Annotated in this window: 18 protein-coding genes and 1 other RNA gene; 7 read left to right on the top strand and 12 right to left on the bottom strand. The window is 36.6% G+C overall.

Going from position 1 to position 22,233, the window contains the following annotated elements; translation table 11 throughout:
- Positions 1-110: 110 nt before the first annotated feature.
- The 3 genes from ESU54_RS10820 to ssrA form a co-directional block, all read right to left on the bottom strand.
- The gene (locus ESU54_RS10820) at positions 111-710 is read right to left on the bottom strand and encodes a hypothetical protein (protein WP_111844385.1); all 600 of its coding nucleotides are present in this window, start codon (positions 708-710) and stop codon (positions 111-113) included.
- Between the two features lie 159 nt (positions 711-869).
- Positions 870-2,141 carry a site-specific integrase gene (locus ESU54_RS10815; protein ID WP_111844386.1) on the bottom strand — a complete coding sequence of 424 codons (1,272 nt, stop codon included), beginning with the start codon at positions 2,139-2,141 and terminating at the stop codon, positions 870-872.
- A gap of 234 nt (positions 2,142-2,375) precedes the next feature.
- Positions 2,376-2,774, bottom strand: a transfer-messenger RNA (tmRNA) gene (gene ssrA / locus ESU54_RS10810).
- Positions 2,775-2,975: 201 nt separating this feature from the next.
- Here ssrA and ESU54_RS10805 point away from each other — a divergent pair.
- Complete coding sequence (locus tag ESU54_RS10805) at positions 2,976-4,184, top strand: NAD(P)-dependent oxidoreductase (protein WP_111844457.1); 1,209 nt, start codon at positions 2,976-2,978, stop codon at positions 4,182-4,184.
- A gap of 30 nt (positions 4,185-4,214) precedes the next feature.
- Positions 4,215-5,021, top strand: a complete 807-nt coding sequence (locus ESU54_RS10800) for an SDR family NAD(P)-dependent oxidoreductase (protein WP_235004574.1) — start codon at positions 4,215-4,217, stop codon at positions 5,019-5,021.
- A 34-nt stretch (positions 5,022-5,055) separates the two neighbouring features.
- Here the strand turns inward: ESU54_RS10800 and ESU54_RS10795 are convergent, their stop codons facing one another.
- The 9 genes from ESU54_RS10795 to ESU54_RS10755 all read right to left on the bottom strand — a co-directional run bounded on the left by ESU54_RS10795 (position 5,056) and on the right by ESU54_RS10755 (position 15,608).
- On the bottom strand, positions 5,056-7,023 hold the full coding sequence (locus tag ESU54_RS10795; protein WP_111844388.1) for a DUF3857 domain-containing protein: 1,968 nt from the start codon (positions 7,021-7,023) through the stop codon (positions 5,056-5,058).
- Position 7,024: 1 nt separating this feature from the next.
- Positions 7,025-8,998 (bottom strand): DUF3857 domain-containing protein, encoded by a 1,974-nt coding sequence (locus tag ESU54_RS10790; RefSeq protein ID WP_111844389.1) that lies wholly within the window; start codon positions 8,996-8,998, stop codon positions 7,025-7,027.
- A gap of 43 nt (positions 8,999-9,041) precedes the next feature.
- Positions 9,042-9,437 carry a ribosomal maturation YjgA family protein gene (locus ESU54_RS10785; protein ID WP_111844390.1) on the bottom strand — a complete coding sequence of 132 codons (396 nt, stop codon included), beginning with the start codon at positions 9,435-9,437 and terminating at the stop codon, positions 9,042-9,044.
- Positions 9,434-10,093 carry a SanA/YdcF family protein gene (locus ESU54_RS10780; protein WP_200830104.1) on the bottom strand — a complete coding sequence of 220 codons (660 nt, stop codon included), beginning with the start codon at positions 10,091-10,093 and terminating at the stop codon, positions 9,434-9,436. The genes ESU54_RS10785 and ESU54_RS10780 overlap by 4 nt, the downstream gene beginning before the upstream one ends.
- A gap of 171 nt (positions 10,094-10,264) precedes the next feature.
- Positions 10,265-11,611, bottom strand: a complete 1,347-nt coding sequence (creD, locus tag ESU54_RS10775; protein WP_111844391.1) for a cell envelope integrity protein CreD — start codon at positions 11,609-11,611, stop codon at positions 10,265-10,267.
- Positions 11,612-11,710: 99 nt separating this feature from the next.
- Positions 11,711-12,010, bottom strand: a complete 300-nt coding sequence (locus tag ESU54_RS10770) for a winged helix-turn-helix domain-containing protein (protein ID WP_111844392.1) — start codon at positions 12,008-12,010, stop codon at positions 11,711-11,713.
- A gap of 2 nt (positions 12,011-12,012) precedes the next feature.
- Complete coding sequence (locus tag ESU54_RS10765; RefSeq protein WP_111844393.1) at positions 12,013-12,621, bottom strand: hypothetical protein; 609 nt, start codon at positions 12,619-12,621, stop codon at positions 12,013-12,015.
- A gap of 692 nt (positions 12,622-13,313) precedes the next feature.
- Positions 13,314-14,132, bottom strand: a complete 819-nt coding sequence (gene kdsA / locus ESU54_RS10760) for a 3-deoxy-8-phosphooctulonate synthase (RefSeq protein WP_111844394.1) — start codon at positions 14,130-14,132, stop codon at positions 13,314-13,316.
- Positions 14,133-14,213: 81 nt separating this feature from the next.
- Positions 14,214-15,608, bottom strand: coding sequence for a T9SS type A sorting domain-containing protein (locus ESU54_RS10755; protein WP_111844395.1), 1,395 nt, complete (start codon positions 15,606-15,608; stop codon positions 14,214-14,216).
- Positions 15,609-15,746: 138 nt separating this feature from the next.
- On the opposite strand from ESU54_RS10755, the gene typA reads away from it, so the two are divergent.
- The 5 genes from typA to ESU54_RS10730 all read left to right on the top strand — a co-directional run bounded on the left by typA (position 15,747) and on the right by ESU54_RS10730 (position 22,202).
- Positions 15,747-17,540 (top strand): translational GTPase TypA, encoded by a 1,794-nt coding sequence (gene typA, locus ESU54_RS10750; RefSeq protein WP_111844396.1) that lies wholly within the window; start codon positions 15,747-15,749, stop codon positions 17,538-17,540.
- A gap of 116 nt (positions 17,541-17,656) precedes the next feature.
- Positions 17,657-17,860, top strand: coding sequence for a hypothetical protein (locus ESU54_RS10745; RefSeq protein ID WP_111844397.1), 204 nt, complete (start codon positions 17,657-17,659; stop codon positions 17,858-17,860).
- Positions 17,844-19,238, top strand: coding sequence for a class I SAM-dependent methyltransferase (locus ESU54_RS10740; RefSeq protein WP_111844398.1), 1,395 nt, complete (start codon positions 17,844-17,846; stop codon positions 19,236-19,238). Before ESU54_RS10745 ends, ESU54_RS10740 begins: the two co-directional genes overlap by 17 nt.
- Entirely contained in the window at positions 19,228-20,715 is a 1,488-nt protein-coding gene (locus ESU54_RS10735) for a sulfatase-like hydrolase/transferase (RefSeq protein ID WP_146743988.1), read from the top strand. Before ESU54_RS10740 ends, ESU54_RS10735 begins: the two co-directional genes overlap by 11 nt.
- Complete coding sequence (locus ESU54_RS10730) at positions 20,712-22,202, top strand: hypothetical protein (RefSeq protein WP_111844400.1); 1,491 nt, start codon at positions 20,712-20,714, stop codon at positions 22,200-22,202. The genes ESU54_RS10735 and ESU54_RS10730 overlap by 4 nt, the downstream gene beginning before the upstream one ends.
- Positions 22,203-22,233 lie beyond the last annotated feature (31 nt).

The raw sequence follows: 22,233 nt of genomic DNA, 5'->3' as shown, positions 1-22,233 counted from the left end.
TTTAAGCAAGGCAAAGGCTACTATTATCTGCTTTCACATTATTTTATACCATGATCTAGGGGTAGATCTAGTATTAATTAAAGCTAATAGAAGTGGAGCCCACCCAAATATTAATCTTTTTCATTATCGGGAGAATGGGAATGCTCTGCGTCCCGTGAATAAATCTCCGGTACTTTCCAAACCTGCGGTTTTTCATTAATATATACATCAAACGGTGGTTTTGGGGCGGTTAGGGAAAAATAGAGGGTAAGTATAATCGAGGTAAGGGCCAGAAAAGCTGAGATTCCGACAGACCAATAAGCAATCTTTATGGCCTTGGTTGAAGCTACTTGTGCATCTTTAGCCTGTTCCCGAGCTTCTTTGAGCTCTAAATAGTCAAGGTATTGTTTAACTGTTTCACCTTTCATATAAAAAGGCTTTGCTAATATGCGCTCAAATTCTATAGTGTTAGAATTGGAATCGCCAGGATTTCCTTTTGTATGTTCCTTAATAGCGTATAGAATTTTATCTGTACGTATATCAGATTCATTGTAAGGAACATCCCAGGTTTGGAAATTTTTAAGAAACCACACGACCAAAGTATATTCTCTTACCTTTTCAATTTTGATGTTTAGAGCCTTTTGAAGTTGTTCTTTTAATAGAAAATAATTAATGCCATCATTTGAATGATAGCCTATTTCCATCGCCTTGATATAGATATTTTTCTCCATCTAAAGTTGTTTTAGGAAGTCTAAAATAATCAATATTTTAGAGAGTGTTAAGTAGTCATCCTTCTATAAACATCTTATACTTGAATTCATCACCGATTTCGCACAATATATTTTTTCGTATAATATCAAGGACACTTCTTTAGTGAACAATTATATTCATTAATAAGGGTTTAGGAGTGACTTGGGTTGTTTATTCATCTTGCTTGAAAAATTCTCTTCCTTTGCTAACTTTTCACTCAATACTTTCATATCCTCATTTACTTTTCTATCAATAATTTTCGCATAATGTTGGGTAGTTCGTAAGTTTTTATGTCCCAACATCTTGCCAACTGTCTCAAGAGGCACCCCATTAGTAAGGGTAACAGTGGTCGCAAAGGTATGTCGCGCCAAATGAGTGGTTAAGTTTTTATGGATGCCACAGAGCAATGCTATTTCTTTTAAATAAGCATTGGATTTTTGGTTGCTTAGTACGGGTAGTACACAATCCCCATTCAACACTTTGGGGTGATCCTCATATTTATTCAAAATAGACAAGGCAGGAGATAATAGGGGAATGACTAATTTAGTTTTTGTTTTTGTGCGTTTTGCTTGGATGAATAAATTGCCGTCTATATCCCGAACGATATTATCCGGGGTTAATTTTTGGATATCCACATAGGCAAGTCCAGTATAACAGCAAAACACAAACATGTCTCGCACCACGGCCAATCGCTCCCATTTAATTTCACGCTCCGTAAGAGTCTTAAGTTCCTCCTTTGATAAAAATTCCCGCTCCACTGTTTTAAACTTAATCTTGTAATTGTAAAAGGGATCTTTGGTAATCCATTCGTTGCCTACGGCCATTCGGATTATTTTTTTGAAATTGTTGACATACTTTAAGGACGAATTATGATTGCAACCCTTTTTCTCCTTTAAAAAATATTCAAATCCGCGAATAAACTTAAGATTGACATCCTGCACGGGAATATCCTCTCTGCCATAAGCTTCCTTTACATATTCATAAATATGGTTCCGGGTCGTAAAATATCGCTTGAAAGTGCCAAGGGCGAATTCAATGTCAATAAGCTTTTCCATTTGTTTATTATGAGCATCAAAAACTTCCACGAGCATTTTTGGTTTCTCCTTTTTCCCTGCATAAAGATTCTTTAAATCCTGAGCAGTATAGGGTTCATTTTCCTCAATCAGTTTTTCATGGATCTTATTGACACGGCTACGTATTTTGTCTAAATAAATATTTAGTTCTTTTGATTCTTGGCTGGTTCCACGAGCCTTATTTGCGCGGGCATCCCATTTTTGCGGATCTATTTTCCGGGAAATACTCAATCCGCTTCGTTTACCATTTACAGTAAACCGTAGGTAGATGGGGACTTTTAAACCCTTATCCGTCTTTCTGGATTTCAGGTAAAATAATACTGAAAAAGAAGTGTTCATTTTTGAGGCTTTTTATCATCAATAAAGATACTAAAACCTAAAAAACTAATCGCCTATATTTAACATATAATCAGTAGGTTATGCGTAATTCGGTGCGCACTTTTTAGAAAAAAAATGCGCACCGAATAGGTGACTTTTTTTATACGATTATTTGCAATTGAACGATATCATAAAAAACAAAAAACCCTGTAAATCATAATATTACAGGGTTTTTAAATTGACTTGGTAGTCAAAAAGTGGAGCCGGAGGGATTCGAACCCTCGTCCAAACAAGCAATTATACTGCCTTCTACATGCTTAGTTTTCATTTAGGTTTTCGAGAGATTGCCGGTCGAAAACTACCAACGCACCCCTTATCTTCACTTGAGCTTCACGATACCATCAAAGCACTAGTATCGCTAGGTTTACTTTTACGAAGCCACTATATCAACCGCCGCAAACCAAGGCCGTTGAGTGACTTCCTGCTTACCCACCTTGTGGGCCGAGGCACATCCTACTGTAATTCGGATTATGCAGCTAGGGCGTAGTTATTCTCGCCGTTTAAAAAGTGTGAAATATGATATTAACGAGCTATATCCCAGCGCTCGGCATGCTTACAATACAATTAGACCCGCTGTCAAAACCAGTCGGCCCCTATTTTCAATTAACAATAAGTAATTAGTAGTGAAAAATGATTACTACCAAATAGCATACACTATCAAAGACGCTGCTCTTTCGCTATGCAACTATGCTAAAGCTAGGTTGCTGTTCAAGCTTCGGAGAGCGGTGGCAAAGATACATGAAAAACCCTATCTTTGCCACCGCAATATTCATTCAAAAAACATACCAAATGCCCATAACCTTTGCAATAATCAAAGAACGCAAAAACCCGCCAGATCGTCGGGTGGTTTTTTCACCAAAAGAGTGCCAAGAAGTCATAACAAAGTTTCCCGATGCTAAGATAATCGTGGAGGCTTCAGACGTTCGCATTTTTAATGATGATGCCTATCGCGATGCAGGTTTTGAAGTGATGGAAGATGTTTCAGTGGCAGATGTTATGTTGGGCGTAAAAGAAGTGCCAGTGGATGCACTTATTCAAAATAAAAAGTATTTCTTCTTTAGCCATACCATAAAAAAGCAACCTTACAACCGCAAACTGTTAAAGGCAATGCTCAATAAAAATATTGAAATGTTTGACCACGAAACCATCGTGAATGCTGATAAACACCGCTTGATTGGTTTTGGGTATTACGCTGGACTCGTAGGGGCTTACAATGGCTTTAGAGGCTTGGGCTTACGCGATAAGTTATTTACACTTCCCAAAGTAGAAACACTGCCAGATCTCAACGCGACAAAAGCAGAATTGGATAAAATCAGTCTTCCAAATTTAAAAATCATTCTTTCAGGAACAGGCAAAGTGGCAAGAGGAGCGAAGGAAATATTGGACCACTTGAAAATACGTGAAGTAACTGATGCGGAATACCTTTCCAAGGAATTCACTGAACCTGTTTATTGCCAGATAGATGTTTCAGAATACAACAAACGCAAAGATGGTGGCGAATTTGATAAGCGGGAATTTTATGAAGATCCTAAAGATTACGAAAGTGATTTTATGAAATACGCTAAAGTGAGCGATGTCTTTTTTACAGGCCATTTTTATGGAAATGGGGCGCCTTATCTTTTTACAAAGGAAGATGCCAAACGCCCTGACTTCAAAATAAACTTAGTAGCAGATATTTCCTGTGATGTGGACGGCCCCATACCTTGTACATTCCGCGCTTCCACTATTGCCGATCCTTTTTATGGATACGATCCAAAAACTGAAAGCGAAACCGCCTTTAATGCTCCTGGTGCCATTACGGTAATGGCAGTAGATAATCTACCATGTGAGTTGCCAAAAGATGCAAGCGAAGGATTTGGCTATATGTTTATAGAAAACGTAATCCCCGCATTCTTTAATGGCGATTTGGATGGCATTTTACAACGTGCCAGAATCACTACTGAAGATGGAAAACTTACTCCAAGATTTGCATATTTAAAGGATTATGTGGAAATTGCCGACTAACAAATTAACTTTTTGTTAACAAACTTGCAATTGAAACATACTGAACAAATAAAACAAACAGCTCTTGTTACCGGAGCTGCTTCGGGGCTTGGATTTGAATTGGCCTTGCTTTTAGCAAAAGATGGGTACGACTTGGTGTTGGTGGATATCAACATCGAAAAACTACAGGAGGTGAAAGAGGAAATAGCAGCTCTTTATCCTTCGGATATACAATTGATAAATAAAGACTTGAGCCAACAAAATGTGTCGGAAGAAATATTCCAAGCCCTTGAAGGTAAAAGCATAAATGTACTAATCAATAACGCTGGCTTCGGTATCTTCGGAAGCTTCAATGATACCGATTGGGAACGGGATGCAGCTATGTTAAACCTGCATGTGTTAACTACCACTCACTTAACCAAACTGATTTTAAAAGGGATGGTGGCTCGTGGCAGCGGAAAAATAATGAACATGTCTTCATTGGCAGCCTTTCAGCCAGGTCCGTTAATGTCTTTATATTATGCTTCTAAAGCATATATTCTTTCCTTTTCTGAAGCTATTGCAAATGAACTGAAGGGTACCGGTGTTACCGTTACGGTACTTTGCCCAGGGCAAACCAAAACCTGTTTTCAGGAAGTAGTTTCCAATGGGACGAATGCTTCAGAGAATAAAATAAAATTCAATATTGCCTGCCCAACGGAAGTTGCCGAATATGGCTACAAAGCAATGCAAAAAGGAAAAGTTGTTGCTATTCCCGGAACCTTCAACAAATTTCTTTCCAGGCTACCGCGTTTTGTTCCAAGACGTACCGTCACGGCCATTATACGTAAGATTCAAGAGAAGAACAGGGGAAATTAGTAATCAGTGTTCAGTTTCAGTGACGAGTTACTTATCAAATCCTTTTCAGCTCAATAGGTTCATTGGATTGGATTTTTATGAGCTCGGTAAAAAATTCCTGTAACGATTTATAGGCTTCTGGGGCAAAGCTTTGATTGTTCAGTTTTACACTTAGCCGAATGTTTACCATATTTTCTGAAACATCATACACCACCGATAGCTCTCCGTCATTCTTGGGAAGTTTTAAAAATTTGTTGGCAGGTACTTTTACGATTTCGTATTGGTCGTTCATAGCAATGGAAACGAGATAGTTGTTCATCACCGGGAAACCAAAATCTATGGGGTACAGCCGTGTGTTCGCGGTGAATGGATTTTCGGAAAAATAAGTCTGCATCAAAAAAGGATAGAGAAATAGTTTGTCGCCAACGGGTTGTTCGTGCAGTGAAATATCGTAGCTTTCCTTGTAAGGCTGCTCCAAATCTTTTTCATTTTCCATTACAAGGTTTGTAATGTCCAAGCCTTCGTTTTTACTTTGCTTCTTTTTGATGATTTCATCTTTTCTGAAATCGTTGCTTTCCTTTCTTTTGTCAACTGAAATATAGCCCGTGGAAATCTCGCTCACCTTTCCCGAAAACAGTCCAGATTCATCGGCGGAGAGTTGCATGTTCTCGTAGTGCATGTTTTTGGCGATGGGCGCAATGGGTTCCCAATAACTTCCTTTCTTAAAGTCCAGCACACGTCCTTCCATATTCAAAACGCGAAAAGGAAGTACGCCGAAAGGTGTTTCTTTTTCCGTGGCGTCGAGTAAATACTTTTCATTGTTGATGGTAAGAAATACAATGGCGTAATTAAAATCTGTAAGTACAGGATATTGCTTGGTGGGTAAGGCATTGTCGCGGGTGGCGATAAGCATTATTTTAGCGTTAAGACCAGCTGCTTCCAGCGCATTTATAAGCCCCAAGTTGATTTCGGAACTGTTGCCAGTTTTCTTGTCAAAAGCTTCTTTTACGCGAATATCTTGAAGAATACGAGTTTCCTTGTTCCAAGCCATCTGTTCCTGAATAAAATAGTAAACAGCTTTGGCGCGTTCCAGTTCATTTGAAATTGAAGTTACAGAAGTGGGAAGTTGTTCTTTAAAGAAACTGGTATATTTTAATTGACGTCCCAAATCTTTATCGTACTGGAATTCGTGATCCACATCATCCCAAGATTTGGAATATGTTGATTTGCTTTCATCTAAGTGAACAACATCCCTTAATTCAAACTTCATTGATGGAATGTAATTGCTTTTGGAAAGCATATATTTTTCTTCCTTAAACGCAGGAACGTTTTTCATTGCATAGGTTGCAGATTCGCAATCGGCAGCAAGTTTAAAGCCAGGTAGGTGGAAGCAATCTAGTATTATCTCCGCTTTGTTCACATCCAGCTTTTGGTCGCCATAAAGGGCGCGGTTGTATCTATAGTTTCCGGGGATTTCGGTATGAAGTTCGGAATAGAGGGTAGGCAGATCATTCATAAATGCCCAGCCGCCAAAATTGAAAAAGTATGGAGTTTCTATACGATACGTATATTCCAAAATACTACCGTCCTGCACATTGGCAAAAGTAAATCTTTTTCGGGACCAATGCTGTCCTTCCTTTATGTCAAAGACTGCGTTCTCGCCCACAAACACTTTGGACTTGCCGTTATGGGTAACTGCCTTAAAATCTTTAATATTTTCTTCAACCTCGTTCTCCCGATAATATTGAATTTCAAAAGTGGCATAATCAAAGTTTTTGGCGTCGAATACCTTAATTTTTCTGTATACCTCTTTAAAGAGCCTGATATAGCCATCGGCAGCATCCACAGTGTAATTTCCCCTTTCATAAAGCACCACACCTGTAGCTTCTGGATCTAAGGAATAGCTTGTCATTGTAAATTCTTCGTTCAGAGGTTCACCAAAGGTGGGTACTCCTTGTGTTTGCGAATAGCAAATGGATATTACGGAATAACAGCTTAGAAAAAGTAAAGTCTTTAGACGCATTTTATATTTTTTTTAAAATAATGGATTCTTCTTTCAGCATCGTAATCATGGTACCAAAAAATTCTTTTAAAGACGAGTAGGCATCGGATGGAAAACGATACGCATTCAGTTTCATATTGAAGCGGATATTTATTTTGTTGTCTTCAGAAACATAAGTTACCAAACATTCGCCGTCATCATTTGGAAGTTTAATGGTTCTACTTTTTGGGAGTTGTTCAATTTCATATACATTTCCCAAATCTATTGATATTAAATAGGTATTTGAAAAAGGATAGCCAAAATCCATCGGGTAGCTGCGCTCCTTCATTTTGAAAGGGTTTTCAGAAATATAGGTTTTGTTGAAAAAAGGATATAGAATTACTTTATCGCCAACCGTTTCGGGTTCTATTGCAACACTATAGCTTTCCTTGAGCGGTTTTTCAATTGCGTTGATGTCTTCTACTTGGTAATCTACAATTTCAATACCTGCGTTGTCTTTTTCTTGCGTTTTTATATACTCTTGTAAGGTCTCTTCCTCAATGCTATTTCTTTTTCCTAGCGCTATGTAGCCATAACTTGCTTGGCTAACTTTTCCCAAAAAATCTCCATTGGCATCTGCTGTAATTTGTGCGTTTGCGTAATGGATGTTTTGTTTAAAAGGTTCAATAGGCATCCAATAACTTCCTTTTTTAAAATCCATTACGCGGCCTTGCACGTTCAAGGCTCGAAAAGGGATTATGCCAAAAGGGGCTTGTTTGTTGGTGGCGTCTAGTAAAATTTTCTCGTTGTTTATCATTAATACTGCGAGTACATAATTAAAATTTGAAAGTACTGGATACAGTTCAGTTGGCAACCCGTTATTTCGGGTGGAAAGAATTACGGACTTTGAATCTAGTTTTGCTGCTTCAAGCGCATTGACCAGGGAAATGTTTATGGCTGTTACACTACCCAATTTATCATCGAAAGCATCTTTCACATTAATACCATAATTGAAATATCTTCCGTTCCAAGTATAACTATCTTGAATAAAACTATATACGGCTTTTGCACGCTCCAAATCGTCCTTGATATCAAGAATGTCATTAGGTAGCTTCCTTTTAAAATAGCCTTTGTTTGTCAGTTGTTCCCCAAAATCACTGCGTATTTCAAAACGATAGTCCACATCTTCCCAATTGCGTGTAAAAACTTGGTCGAAACCGTAAAAGGCTTTAAAAGCAAGTGGTTCATATACAATTCTGGAGATATAGTTTTTTTTGGAAAGCATATAGCTTTCTTCCGTAAACGAGGGTACATCTTTCATTGCATAGACGTCCAATTCGGTATCAATATGGCCAGAGTTTGAAGGTAGCAGAAACCCATTTTTCTTGACACTTGCTTTTTCAATGGCTAACTTTTTAGGGCCGTAGAGAATACGATTGTATCTAAAATGGGCAGGTAAATCGGTTTGGAATAAACTATAAATAGTGGGAAGCTCGTGCTGAAATTCCCAACCATCCAAATCATAAAAATAAGGACTCACAATGGTATATTTATATTCTAAAATACTCCCATCTTGTACATTTGGGAAAGTAAACTTCAAAACATTTCCAACCCCTGATTTTTGGGTTTTATAAAAGGCATTGTCAGGGATAAAATTCTGTACAGATCCATTGTGGGTTATGGCTTTGTAGTCCTTTATTTCCTCGCCATAATACTCATCTCCTTCATAATATGGTATTTCTACTGTGGCGTAGTCAAATTTTTTGGCATCAAAAACTTTTACCTTCCTGTGTATTTCTTTTACAAGCCTTACCGAAGTTCTTTTAACAATAGGAATTGCATAATAATTTGCGGATTCATAAAGTATTACACCAGTAGCGTCTGGTTCAGATTCGTAACTTTTAAGTTCAAACTCCTTTTGAGTAGGTTTTCCAAATTCATCAATACGCCCAGACTGGGAATGGGATAGGAAGAAAGTAAATAAAAAAAATAGGAATGTAAATTTTTTGGAAAGCATATCTTGGAGCTGAAGCTTATGATGTTGCAAATTAGAATAAATATTAAAATATTGAAAAATACTGATGTGTATTTTTATGAAAAAGTTTTTCCAGCACTAAAATTATAAGAAAGCCAATAAAATAAGCAACAAGATCCCAAACATCAAATACTGCCCCGAGGACAATCAGCAATACTTCCGATTGGATATTCAATATTTTCGCAAGCTTGAAATATTGCAAAAATTCCACGAAAAAGGCAAAAGACAAAACCGAAACCGCAATTTTGACAACATTGTTTCTAATGAAAATTTTCAGGAATGAATACAGTAGCAATACAACCAGAACATCTCCTAAAAACCCTCTTATGAAAGGGTTGAAGTGTAGAATGGCGATGGCTATTTCTATTAAGAATAGAATTATTGAAACCATTAAATACTTCAAATTAAAATGTGTGCTCATTTTATTTTTATGGGCTCGCCCAGATATTTGGGTTCAACGTTGAAGATGATATCCAAAACAGCTTTGACCTTTGCAAAAGACCCACGGATTCGGGTTCTGATGGAATTTTTACCATAAACATTTTGGGCATTAAAACCCACCGCTTCTATATTAAAATGTTTGGCCAAAAACAAGGCGCGTTCATTGTGTGATTTTTGCGATATGATTGTAAGCTTGTTAATTCCAAAAACTTTTTTTGCCCTCACCACTGATGCCAATGTTCTAAAACCGGCGTAATCCAAATAGATTTTATTTTCGGGAATCCCTTCTTTCATTAAGTCTTCTTTAAACTTTAAAGGTTCGTTGTATGTTTTTAAACTATTGTCACCGCTAACCAATATAAATTCAATTTTTCCAGCTTTGTAGAGTTCCACAGCGGCATCTACACGAAATTGATAATATGGGTTTAAAGCATTGTTATTCATGTGTTTGGCAGTTCCCAAAAGCAATCCCACTTTATTATATGGAATTGAGGCGGTGTCATCATATAATTTATCGCTCGTTGATACTGAAATATAAACATTCACTACGCTTAAAACGATCAATATACTGCCGATGAACAGTGAAACAATTTTAAATAAGAAGTTACGATTTAGCCGAATTTTGAAATTCTTCATTTTCATATTTTTTGAAATGTTTTCGTTTCTGAAAAATAAAAGGCCGGCCCAGTTTTGAGAGAATACATATATCAATTGTATTATAAATATACCTTCTCCATTTAATATTTCATTCATAGTGAATGCAATAAATATGGACCGTAACCTTAAATTAATTTTACTGAGTTAATATTATTCGTTATTCCAATCAATCCGCCGTGAGGCAAACATTATGATTGCTAAAATCAAGAATAGACCAATACTGCCAACTAATAGCGCATAGTTTTCCAACTGAATAATTACGTATATAAAACCGTATAAGGAAGCCAACGAGCCGCAGATGAGCAAGGGAAATTTAAACCCTTTTAAAATGGCACGGGAGTAAACCGTTATAAGTGCGAGTACCGAGAACGCAGCAATGGCATAAGCTTTAAAAAAGTTGCTGTGTTCTGAAATTGAAATCAGCAGGGTATAAAACATCACTAACGCCAAACCAATCATGACATATTGAAATGGGTGGATGTAAATTTTACTAACTAATTGAATCAATAAAAATACAAGTAGCGTTAGCCCAATAACCATAAAACCGTATTTGGCCGTGCGTTCGCTTTTTTGATACTCGTCCACAGGAATGATAAGTTTGGTGCCAAAAGAGGAAGAAGAAAGATCAGGAAGGTGCCCAAAAAATGATTGCTCAAACTGTCGGTTTATTTGCAATATACGCCAGTTTGCTGTAAAACCGTCTTCGCTGATTTCCTTGTTGGTATCTTCCGGCAAAAAATTGCCGTCAAAACTAGGGGAGTGCCAGTTGGATTTCATAGTGGCGTCGGTTTCTTTCCCAATGGGTAAAAACTTCAGGCTCTCGCTGCCGTTAATCTTTAAGTCGAATGAAAAAGCTAGTGGTTCCACAAACATTTCTTTAGCGTTTGCAATATAATTGCTTTGAATGGTGTTCAAATATTCCGTGGAATACTGTGGCGTCATTAAAAGTGATTCGGAAGCAAGGTTCACGATAGGAGTGGTTTTTATACCTTTTAAATTGGAAGTTTTCAGAAGAACGATAGCTTTTTCCCACAGTATATTTTCATCAGCAATATCAGTGTCTGAAAAATCAATTTTCGGAAAATTTCCTTTTACGTCGATGGCTGCTGAATAAACGACTGATTCGTAAATGCTTCGGTTCAACGGTTTTGTATCAACTTGTGAAACGATATTGAGTTTGTCTGGAAAGAAGTAAGCGTTCTCTACTGTTTCCTTCGTTTTTGTGTAATAGGAATTGCTTTTTTCATTGAAGATTTTTTCTTCAGAAATTACTTTGTAGGGAATTTTCACAATAGGGCCAGATAGCAATACTTCATTTCCCCATTTTTCATTTATCTCTTTTACAACCTCTTCTTGCCTGTAAGCTCTTTCGTTTATGAGCGATTTTACAAACTCCAAAGGAATCAAGAGTACTAATAATAAAAACCCAACCACCAACATTCTTGCGGTAATAGAGTTGCGCATCCAGTTGCTGAATCTACTTTTTTTCTGTTCCATAATTTTTGTGTTTATAGTTTGTTTTTAAAAGTTTATAGTTAATTATTTATTTATAAAGTACTTTGATTTTCAAAGTAAATTGATAAAAAAATATAAATGTTATTTTTTGGGTTTTTGAATTAGTTTTTCCAAAGCTTCAATATGTTTTCTAAATGCTGCTCGCCCAAGCTTCGAAGCGCTGTAACGGGTATTAGGCTTTCTTCCCACAAAACTTTTTTCGACCAAAATATATTCGGCCTGTTCCAGCGCTTTTAGGTGGCTGGCCAGATTGCCATCGGTAACGTCCAGCAATTCCTTAAGGCGATTGAAATCTGCATCCTCGTTTACCGCAAGTATGCTCATAATTCCCAGCCTGATGCGGTGATCGAACAGTTTGTTTATGTTGTCAATTATCCCCACGCTTAGTTTTTTTGTTCTTTTAAATACATAATGCTTCCGTAAATAACGTGGAAAAGTCCGAATCCCAAGAGCCAGAACCACAGGCCGTAGCCCGGTAGCGCGGCGCAGATGAGTCCGATAATTATTTGAGCGTAGCCTAAATACTTTACGTTGCCAATGGTGTATTTTGAAGCGTTTACGAGTGCAAGTCCGTAAAAGATTAGCATCAACGAAGCGGTAAGCCCGTAATGCTGGCTATTTAACTTTATAATGATATAGATTCCACCAGTAACCAAGGGAATTAAAAAGTTGATCAGTAAACGGCGGGTGGTGGTGTCCCAAATTTTTTCATTGTTTCTTTTTGCTCGTCGTGTAGTCAAAAGATAGGCAGTAATTATACTGAGCACAAGAACAGAAGCCAAGAGGATTAGTAAAAGTTTAAAATTCCAACTATAGAGTGTAAGATATTCTCCAGGTTTTGGGAAGAGGTATATATACGCAAGCGTTGCTCCAATTATAGCATAGATTCCCGCAAAAATACCGGATAGCCCACTGAGCGAAATAAACCGGGAGGAGCGGTCCATTAAATTCTTTATCTCGCTTATGTCTTTTAAATAATCTTTTTCACTCATAATAAAGTACTTTGAAAAACAAAGTAAATCTAAAAATAGTTATCCTGCAAATTAATCATTAAAATAATTTAGGACTGTTATGGCTAATAAATGATGAAAAACAGGAAAAACCCTTAAAAAAAATGGGGGATTTCCCTCTTGACCCGTGTTGTTTTATGCTGCATCTTTGTGCCACTAGACATTAATTGGGGAGTTAATAAATAGTGATTTGTGAAGGTTGTCCGCAATGGGCAACCTTTTTTATTTAAGTGAAAATAATTTCAGGTTTTTATTAAAAGCCAAAAAAGGGGGAAATCCCCCATGAAAAACAGGGTTTTTCCTCTTGACTGGCTTTGTGGTTCTTCGCATCTTTACATCAGCAAATTAATTGGGGAGTTAATGATGCAATAATTGAAAAAGGCTGTTTCGTTTCGGGACAGCTTTTTTCTTTTGTAATCTATTGAAAAACAGGAAAAACCCTTAAGAAAAATGGGGGATTTCCCTCTTGATTGGTAATGGTTTTTAGCCCGATATTTGAATACTTATTTAGTTGGGGAGTTTTATAAGCAATAAGGTTAACTGCTGTTCCCTAAAAGTGAGCAGCTTTTTTATTGAAAATCAACATTTCTTATTTTAAAAAGTTTTGTTTTTAGCCGAAGAGCCCTGCCAGCAAAACGCTGGCAGGGCTCTTGTTTTTAAAATATTATTTTGGATTAAAGTTGGTTAATGGTTTTGCGAATAGCAACAAGATCTGTCAAAAGTTTTTCGAGTAGATTTAAATTGAGCATATTGGCGCCATCGCTTTTGGCGTTTGCAGGGTCAAAGTGGGTTTCTATAAAGATGCCATCTACACCAGTTGCGATTCCTGCACGGGCAATGGTTGATATCATTTCGGGTCTACCACCTGTAACACCAGCACTTTGGTTGGGCTGTTGCAAGCTATGGGTTACGTCCAAAACAACGGGAGCATATTGTTTCATTGTGGGGATTCCACGGAAATCAACAATCATATCTTGGTAACCGAACATGGTCCCGCGGTCCGTAATTAGCACTTGCTCATTGTTGCAATCAGTTACTTTAGTCACGGCGTGTTTCATACTTTCCGGGCTCATGAATTGGCCTTTTTTCAAGTTCACAACTTTTCCGGTATTCGCAGCGGCAACTACCAAATCGGTTTGGCGTACCAAGAATGCGGGTATTTGTAACACATCCACATATTCCGCAGCCATTGCCGCATCGCTCACTTCGTGAATATCGGTAACGGTGGGGATATCGAAAGTTTCGGAAACTTTTCGAAGTATTTTCAAGGCTTTTTCATCGCCAATTCCTGTAAAACTATCAATCCGGCTTCGGTTTGCTTTCTTAAAACTTCCCTTGAAAATATAAGGGATTTCGAGCTTGTCGGTAATTTTCACAATCTTTTCTGCAATCTGCATAGCCATTTCTTCACTTTCAATGGCGCAGGGGCCAGCGAGGAGGAAAAAATTGTTAGAGGTTGTGTGTTTTATTTTTGGGATTTTATTCAGTTGCATCGTAAAAGCTTATTTTAATACAAAGGTAGTTAAAAGCTTCTTTCGCTCAACTTTGAAAACGCAATGGAAGTTTTCTAAGAATTACTCCTTCACAATTTTATGGGTTTGGAAATTTCCATTTCCATCTTCTATCTTTAAAAGGTAAACTCCCGTTTCGGCTTTGGAAAGATCAATTTGTTTTTTATCTATTGTTGTTTCAATCCTTTGACCCAAAAGATTAAAAACAGAAATTTGTGAAATAGGTAGCTTCGATTCTATATATAAAACTCCACTGGTTGGGTTTGGATAAATATGGTAGTTGGCAATTTCATTTTCTGAAATGCCCAAGGTGTTGTTTTTGTACCAAGCTAATTTGTTATTACCGGCAGATGCCGAAACAATATCAAGCCACCCATCGCCATCAATATCTGCAGCTTTTGCGTCACTTGCAAAATCAGCTGCTGCATTTATAATAATAGGTGTTCCGAATGTTCCTTCTCCGTCTTCATTTTTTTTCCAAGAAACATTATCTAAATCTCTATTCCATAATAGCATGTCATTGTCATTATCATTGTCAAGATCATAAAAAAGGTATTGATCATAAAAATCTAATATTATAGATTGAAGGTCTCCAAAATTTCCTTGATTATCTAAGTTTTCAAGCCAATGGGTGCTTACTACGGAATTATCATCTACAGAGGTCATTATTAAATCCTTTTTTCCGTCTGTGTTTATATCTGCATATTCAAATCCGATAATATTAGTTCCTCCGGATTGTACATATAGGAATTGATAAATAATCTGCATTGGTCCAAATGTTGCATTGCCTAAATTTTTATACCAAAAAATCTTACCTTGAACATAAACAAATTCTGTTGCCAAAATATCCAATAGGCCATCGTTATCAATATCTTCAAGTAATATTTTAGCAAACTCATTATCATTTTGAATCAATAAATTTTCTGGTCCAAAGGTGCCTTGTCCGTTCTCGTTTTCATACCACACAATCTTCACGCTAGAACTATTGGCCAATGCCACAATCAAATCTTGATCCCCATCATTGTCCATGTCTAAGGTTTTAACTGAAGAAATAAAATCCTGTTCATTTATAATTTGCTCCGTTCCAAAATTTCCCGCCCCATCAAGATTTTCCAACCAAGCAATGTAACTTGCATTATTGCTGAGATATAAAATATCCATGTCACCATCAGTGTCTATGTCTACAAAGTCAACTGAAAGATAATAAACAGGAGTTTCGTTGATAATAATTTCTGAGCTGAAATTCCCGTTACCATCTAAATTTCGATACCAACTCATTTTATAAGTTTCACCAGAAGCAGTTAAAATATCAACAAACCCATCATTGTCTATATCAAAAGGGATTGATAAATAAGGTTTTTCAGTTTCCGTAGAAATAACCTGTTGTTGGCCAAATTGCTGTGCAAACCCTGAAATAGCCCAAAAGATTAAAAGTGTAAATAGTAGTTTTGTCTTCATAACTAAATATTTAACTTAAAGATATGGCTTTTTTTACTTTAAAATCTTGTTTTTCCAATCAAAATAAAATCACAACTTTTAGTTCTAATCCACTTAGAAACACTACTTTTGCACCCTCTTAAAAAAAGGAGCTAGTTTATGAAAATCAAAAACATCGCCATTATTGCCCACGTTGACCACGGTAAAACCACGCTGGTTGATAAAATTATGCACCACTGTAGTATTTTTCGTGAAAACGAAAATACTGGAGATCTTATCTTGGATAACAATGACTTGGAGCGTGAACGCGGTATTACTATTACCTCAAAAAACGTTTCAGTTATATATAAGGACACTAAAATAAACATTATTGATACTCCTGGTCACGCGGATTTTGGTGGTGAAGTGGAACGTGTTCTAAACATGGCCGATGGTGTTTTACTTTTGGTAGATGCTTTTGAAGGCCCTATGCCACAAACACGTTTTGTGTTGCAAAAGGCTATAGACCTTGGTTTAAAACCTTGCGTTGTTATCAATAAAGTGGATAAAGAAAACTGTACCCCAGATGAAGTACATGAATCTGTATTTGACTTGATGTTTGAATTAGGTGCTGAAGAATGGCAGCTTGATTTCCCGACAGTTTACGGTTCTGCAAAGCACAACTGGATGAGCGATGATTGGAAAAACCAAACCGATAATATTGAACCATTACTCGATATGGTTTTGGAACACATCCCAGAACCAAAAATAGAAGAGGGAAATGTGCAGATGTTGATTACTTCTTTAGACTTTTCATCTTTTACCGGCCGTATCGCTATTGGTCGTTTACAAAGAGGAGTATTAAAAGAAGGAATGCAAATTGCACTTGTTAAACGTGACGGAAAAATAGTAAAATCTAAAATTAAAGAACTTCATACTTTCGAAGGCTTGGGCCGTAAAAAAGTTGCTGAAGTAAAAGCAGGAGATATATGCGCCTTGGTAGGCTTGGAAGGTTTTGAAATTGGTGATACTGTTGCCGATGTTGAAAATCCAGAAGCTTTGAAAACCATTGCTATTGACGAGCCTACAATGAGTATGCTTTTCACTATCAACGATTCGCCTTTCTTTGGAAAAGACGGAAAGTTTGTTACTTCTCGCCACATTAGAGAACGCCTTGAAAAAGAGTTGGAGAAAAACCTTGCATTGCGAATGGAGCCAACGGATAGTGCTGATAAATTTATCGTTTTTGGCCGTGGGGTTTTGCACCTTTCTGTTTTAATCGAAACGATGCGTCGTGAAGGTTATGAAATGCAGATTGGACAGCCACAAGTAATCATCAAGGAAATAGATGGTGTTAAATGTGAGCCTATTGAAGAAATGACCATTGATTTACCTGAAGATGTAAGTGGAACCGCTATCAACATGGTGACCATCCGAAAAGGTGAAATGGTAAGTATGGAAGGAAAAGGAGACAGAATGATATGCAAATTCCTTATCCCTTCTCGTGGAATTATAGGTATGCGTAACCAATTGTTAACAGCAACTGCGGGTGAAGCTATTATGACGCACCGTTTTCTTGAATACCAACCTATGAGAGGAGGAATTCCAGAAAGACAAAACGGAAGTTTGGTTTCTATGGAAACTGGTTCTGCAATTCCATATTCTATTGATAAATTGCAAGACAGAGGTCGTTTCTTTGTAAACCCTAACGAAGATATTTACGAAGGACAGGTTATTGGTGAAAACACACGTCAAGATGATATGGCTGTAAACATCACTAAGACCAAGAAAATGTCAAACGTACGTTCTTCGGGTGCTGATGATAAAGCTAAAATTATTCCTGCCATCAAATTTTCTTTGGAAGAGGCCTTGGAATACATCCAAAAAGACGAATATGTTGAGGTTACGCCACACTACTTAAGACTTCGAAAAATATATTTGAAGGAAACGGACCGTAAACGAAATAAAATTTAGAAAAAGAAAAACGCCGAGCAACTCAATAAACTCGGCGTTTTTTAGTTTATTTGTAGAGGCTGAGCGAAGTCGAAGCCTTGTTGCTTAACGGCAAACGTATTATAAAATAATTAGGTATGAATTTTCTTTATTTCGATCCAGGGCTGGGAGCAATGTTAGTACAAGCGGTAGTGGCAGCGGCAGCTGGAATATTGCTTTTCTCAAAAGGTGTTATGTATAAGGTGAAATCTTTTTTCGGAATGGTAAAAGAGAAAGAAGATACTTACGATTCAATTGACGTTGAAGAGGAAGACACCAATAAAGATGACAAAAAAAACTGACGCACACCAAGCTTCATTTCGTGATCCTTCTGGATACATGTTTTATGATGGAAAAACACTTCGTAGGGCTATCAATCCTATATATTTCGCGCAATACAAAAAACTGAAAGAAACAGGTTTTTTTAAAAGCCTAATTTCGAATGGTTTGCTTATTCCACATGAAGAGACTTCGGTTTCTTCGGAAGAAATAATTATCACTCCGGAAGAAATTCCATTCATCACAAATCCTTACGAATGGAGCTTTGAGCAATACAAACACGCCGCGCTCCACACTCTAAAAATTCAGAAATACGCACTTTCAAAAGGTTTTATTTTGAAAGATGCTTCCGCTTATAACGTTACTTTTCACAAAGGGAAACCTGTTTTTATAGACACACTTTCTTTCGACTTTTATGAAGAAGGTACTCCTTGGCGTGCATATAAACAATTCATCACACACTTTTTTGGACCTTTGGTTTTGGCAAAATATCACGGCACCGAAATTTTCAAAATGATGCAAACGCACATTGACGGGATTCCTGTGAAATTGATTTCCTCCTTACTCCCTTCACGAACCAAGATTAGTTCGGTGGTGTATCCAAACATTCACTTGCTTGCAAAAATGGAAAGCAAGCACAGGGAAGACTACAAAGCTGAAACCAAAATCACGGCCCTTTCCAAAAAATCACAGGAGAATATATTGGAAAGTCTTTACGATTATATAAAAGGCTTAACACTGAAAGAAACAAGTGAATGGGGTGATTATTACGACAAAACCAATTATGACGAAGCCGCTTTTGAGGCAAAAAAAACGTTGATTAAAGAGTGGATAAAACCATTGTCACCACAAAAATTAATTGATGTGGGCGGCAACGATGGCACTTTTGCCCGGTCCGTTATTGATAACGTTCCACATATAATTGTTACCGATATTGACAGCAATGCTGTAGATTTTAATTACAAACAACTTCAGAAAAATAAGGAAACAAATATGCTGCCCTTTGTGTGCGATGTTTTACAACCAGCTCCCGGCATTGGTTTCAATAATACAGAGCGCAATTCCCTAATGGAACGTTTGGCAGAATATGCGCCAGATGTAACGATGGCTTTGGCATTAATTCACCACATTACACTTTCCGGAAATGTTCCTTTTGAAAAATCGGCTTCTTTTTTCGCTTCTTTTTCAAAAAACCTTATCATCGAGTTCCCGACCCGGGAGGATTCTTGGGCACAGTCATTACTGGTTCGCAAGCGAGAATTTATAAACCATTTTGATTTTTACAACGAAACGGAATTTGAGAAAGGTTATCTACAATACTTTACCCTAGAAAAAAAGGAAACGGTAAAAGGGACCAAACGTTTACTGTATCTATTAAAAAATAAAAATTATGGAGCCTAAAAAAAGACAGGGATTCTTCTCGGTTTTTTTTAGAAGAGACAATATATTCCCAATGATTGCTGGGGTTTCGGCGGGATTATATCCGCTTTTATTTTATTATACAAATAACTACAAAATGATAAATTCCTGGGGTCACTTGGGATATTTTGTATCAATATTTATTTTGACTCCGATAGTACTTTTTTTCATTGTCAATAAGGTTTCAAAAATTAATTTTTTTAAAAAACTGCAACCGATTGCACTGCCTTTTTTAAACTTTTTCTTCTTCTTTTCTTACCTTAATGTGGCATTATATGCTGGTTTTAGCTGGATACGGACTTTAATCATATTTGGTGTAGCAGTACTGCTTGCCTTGTTGCTTCGTAAGTTTTTCATAAAAATAATTGGCTTTCAGTTGATACTTGCCGTGATAGGTGTGTTCACTTTAACGCCTGTGGTTATTAAGCAACTGAACTATTCAAAAGAATGGATGACGCAGCCTGATAATATTGAAGCTGCGGTTTTCAAAAAGAAACCAAATATCTATTACATCCAGCCAGATGGTTATGCGAATTTTTCTGAACTGAAAAAAGGGCATTATAATATTGATAATGCTGATTTCGAAACCTATTTGAAGGAAAGTAATTTTAAGAGCTATCCAAACTTCCGAAGTAATTATGCGGCAACCTTGCCCACTAACAGTGCGGTCTTTATGATGAAGCACCACTATTACAACAATGGCTCAGATTTTACCGAAACCATTGATGCACGTAATGTTATTGTTTCAGACAACAGTGTGCTTCGCATTCTTAAAAACAACGGGTATCGCACATTTTTTCTCACGGAGCAGCCTTATTTTTTAACTAACAAACCGAAGTTGGGCTATGATTTCTGTAATTTTTCAACAAAAGAAATCAGTTTTGTCACGACTGGTCTTGGGGATCCTCGAGATGTTATTGAGCCTTTTAAAAATTATATGGAAACCTATTCCGAAGGGCCAAATTTCTTTTTTGTTGAAATTTTCAACCCTGGGCATATAACCAATACAATAGACGATTCAAAAGGTGTGGAAGGGGAGCGCAAACACTATATTGAAAGCTTACAGGAGTCCAATAAAAAGTTGAGACTATTGACAAAAAACATTCTTGAGAACGACCCGGAAGCTTTAATAATAATAATGGCCGACCACGGTGGTTTTGTAGGGATGACCAACACATCTGAAACCTACACAAAAAATACAGATCCTGATTTTGTAAACTCTATTTTCAGTACTATTCTCGCTATTCATTGGCCAAATGGGGAGGTTCCTGAATTTGACAATAAATTAAAAACATCGGTGAACCTTTTTCGAATACTCACTGCTTATTTAAGTGATAAACCTTCGTATATTGATAACTTACAACCTGATGAAAGTTATATAATCATCAACTTCGGTGTACCACAGGGAATCTATAAATATTTGGACAATGAGGGGAAGGTGGTTTTTATTAAGAAATGAGACGGTCTAAAACTACAAAAAAAAGTTCTAAAGGATTTTTAAACAAAGTTTCGGCAAATCCTATTTTTATAGGTATTGCAACTGGCTTGTATCCTTTGGTTTTTTATTATTCCCGCAATTTTGGGATGATTAATTCTTTGGAACAATTGGGTTACTTTTTATTGTTTTTTTTACTTATTCCGATTGTTTTCTTTTCAACTTTAAAATGGTTTTCCAGTCTTTCTTTTACTGGAAAATGGGGAAAATATATAATTCCATTTTTTAATATTTTTCTTTTTTTCTTTTTTATAAAAATCATTTTATACACCGATATTCAAAGGAAAATAATATTGGGAATCTTTATTATTTCAGTTTTGATAGCTTATTTTCTGTATAAGTATTTTAAAAAATGGCTCGCCATTCAACTGCTTTTGGCGGTCATTGGGTTTATTGGCTTGGTGCCTATAGTTATAAAATATTTAAATTATTCCTCCAAATGGATGCAGCAACCAGATAGTATTGAAAGCGTTATATTCCAAAAAAAACCGAATATTTATTACATTCAACCAGATGGCTATGTAAATTTTTCTCAACTGGAAAGCGGATTTTACAATGTGGACGATTCGGGCTTTAAGACATTTTTGGAAGAAAACGATTTTAAAAATTACCCCAATTTTCGAAGCAATTATATTTCGACCTTAACTTCCAACAGTGCAACATTTATGATGAAGCACCACTATTACAATAGAAAAACGGATTATAAGGAAATGATTAACGCACGAAAAAACATAATTTCTGAAAATCCAGTGTTGACCATTTTCAAAAACAATGGTTATAAAACACATTTTATTACCGAGCATCCATATTTATTGGTAAATCGACCAAAAGTGGGATATGATTTTACCAACTTCAAATACAGTGAAATTCCGTATATCACTACAGGTTTTAATGTTGTTAAAGATGTGTATCCCGATTTGGAAAAAGCTATCGCTTCCAAGAGCGATGTTGGAAATTTCTTTTTTATAGAAATTTTTGAACCGAGCCACATATCAAGTACAAAAGCTGCCTCGAAAGGAAAAGAAAAAGAACGGGAACTGTGGCTTAAAAAAAGGGAAATTGCCAACGGAAAAATAAGAAAAATGGTAAGCCTTATTGTTGAAAATGATCCAAATGCGTTAATTATGATTATGGCAGATCACGGAGGTTTTGTGGGCTTGGATTATACCCATGAACTTTACAAAAAAACTACTGACCGCAATATTGTTTATAGTGCTTTTAGCGTAATGTTTTCTATTCGTTGGCCAAACAATGAAGTGCCGTCTATAGATTCAAATTTAAAGAGTTGTATAAATGTTTTCCGGGTTTTATTTTCTTATTTGGGGAACGACAAAGAATATTTGAAACACCTTCAAGAAGATAAAAGCTATTTAATTTTAAAAGAAGACGCGGTCGAGGGAGTCTATGAATATATAGACGAAAAAGGAGATGTTGATTGTAAAAAAATCTAACTTGCACTATTAATATAGTTCAAGAGACCAA

Origin of the sequence: Aequorivita antarctica (genome assembly GCF_007997155.1) — a bacterium.
In the GTDB taxonomy this organism is placed as follows: Bacteria; Bacteroidota; Bacteroidia; order Flavobacteriales; family Flavobacteriaceae; genus Aequorivita; species Aequorivita antarctica.
Note: the sequence above shows the minus strand (reverse complement) of the source record. Positions and strands in the feature narration are given on the sequence as shown.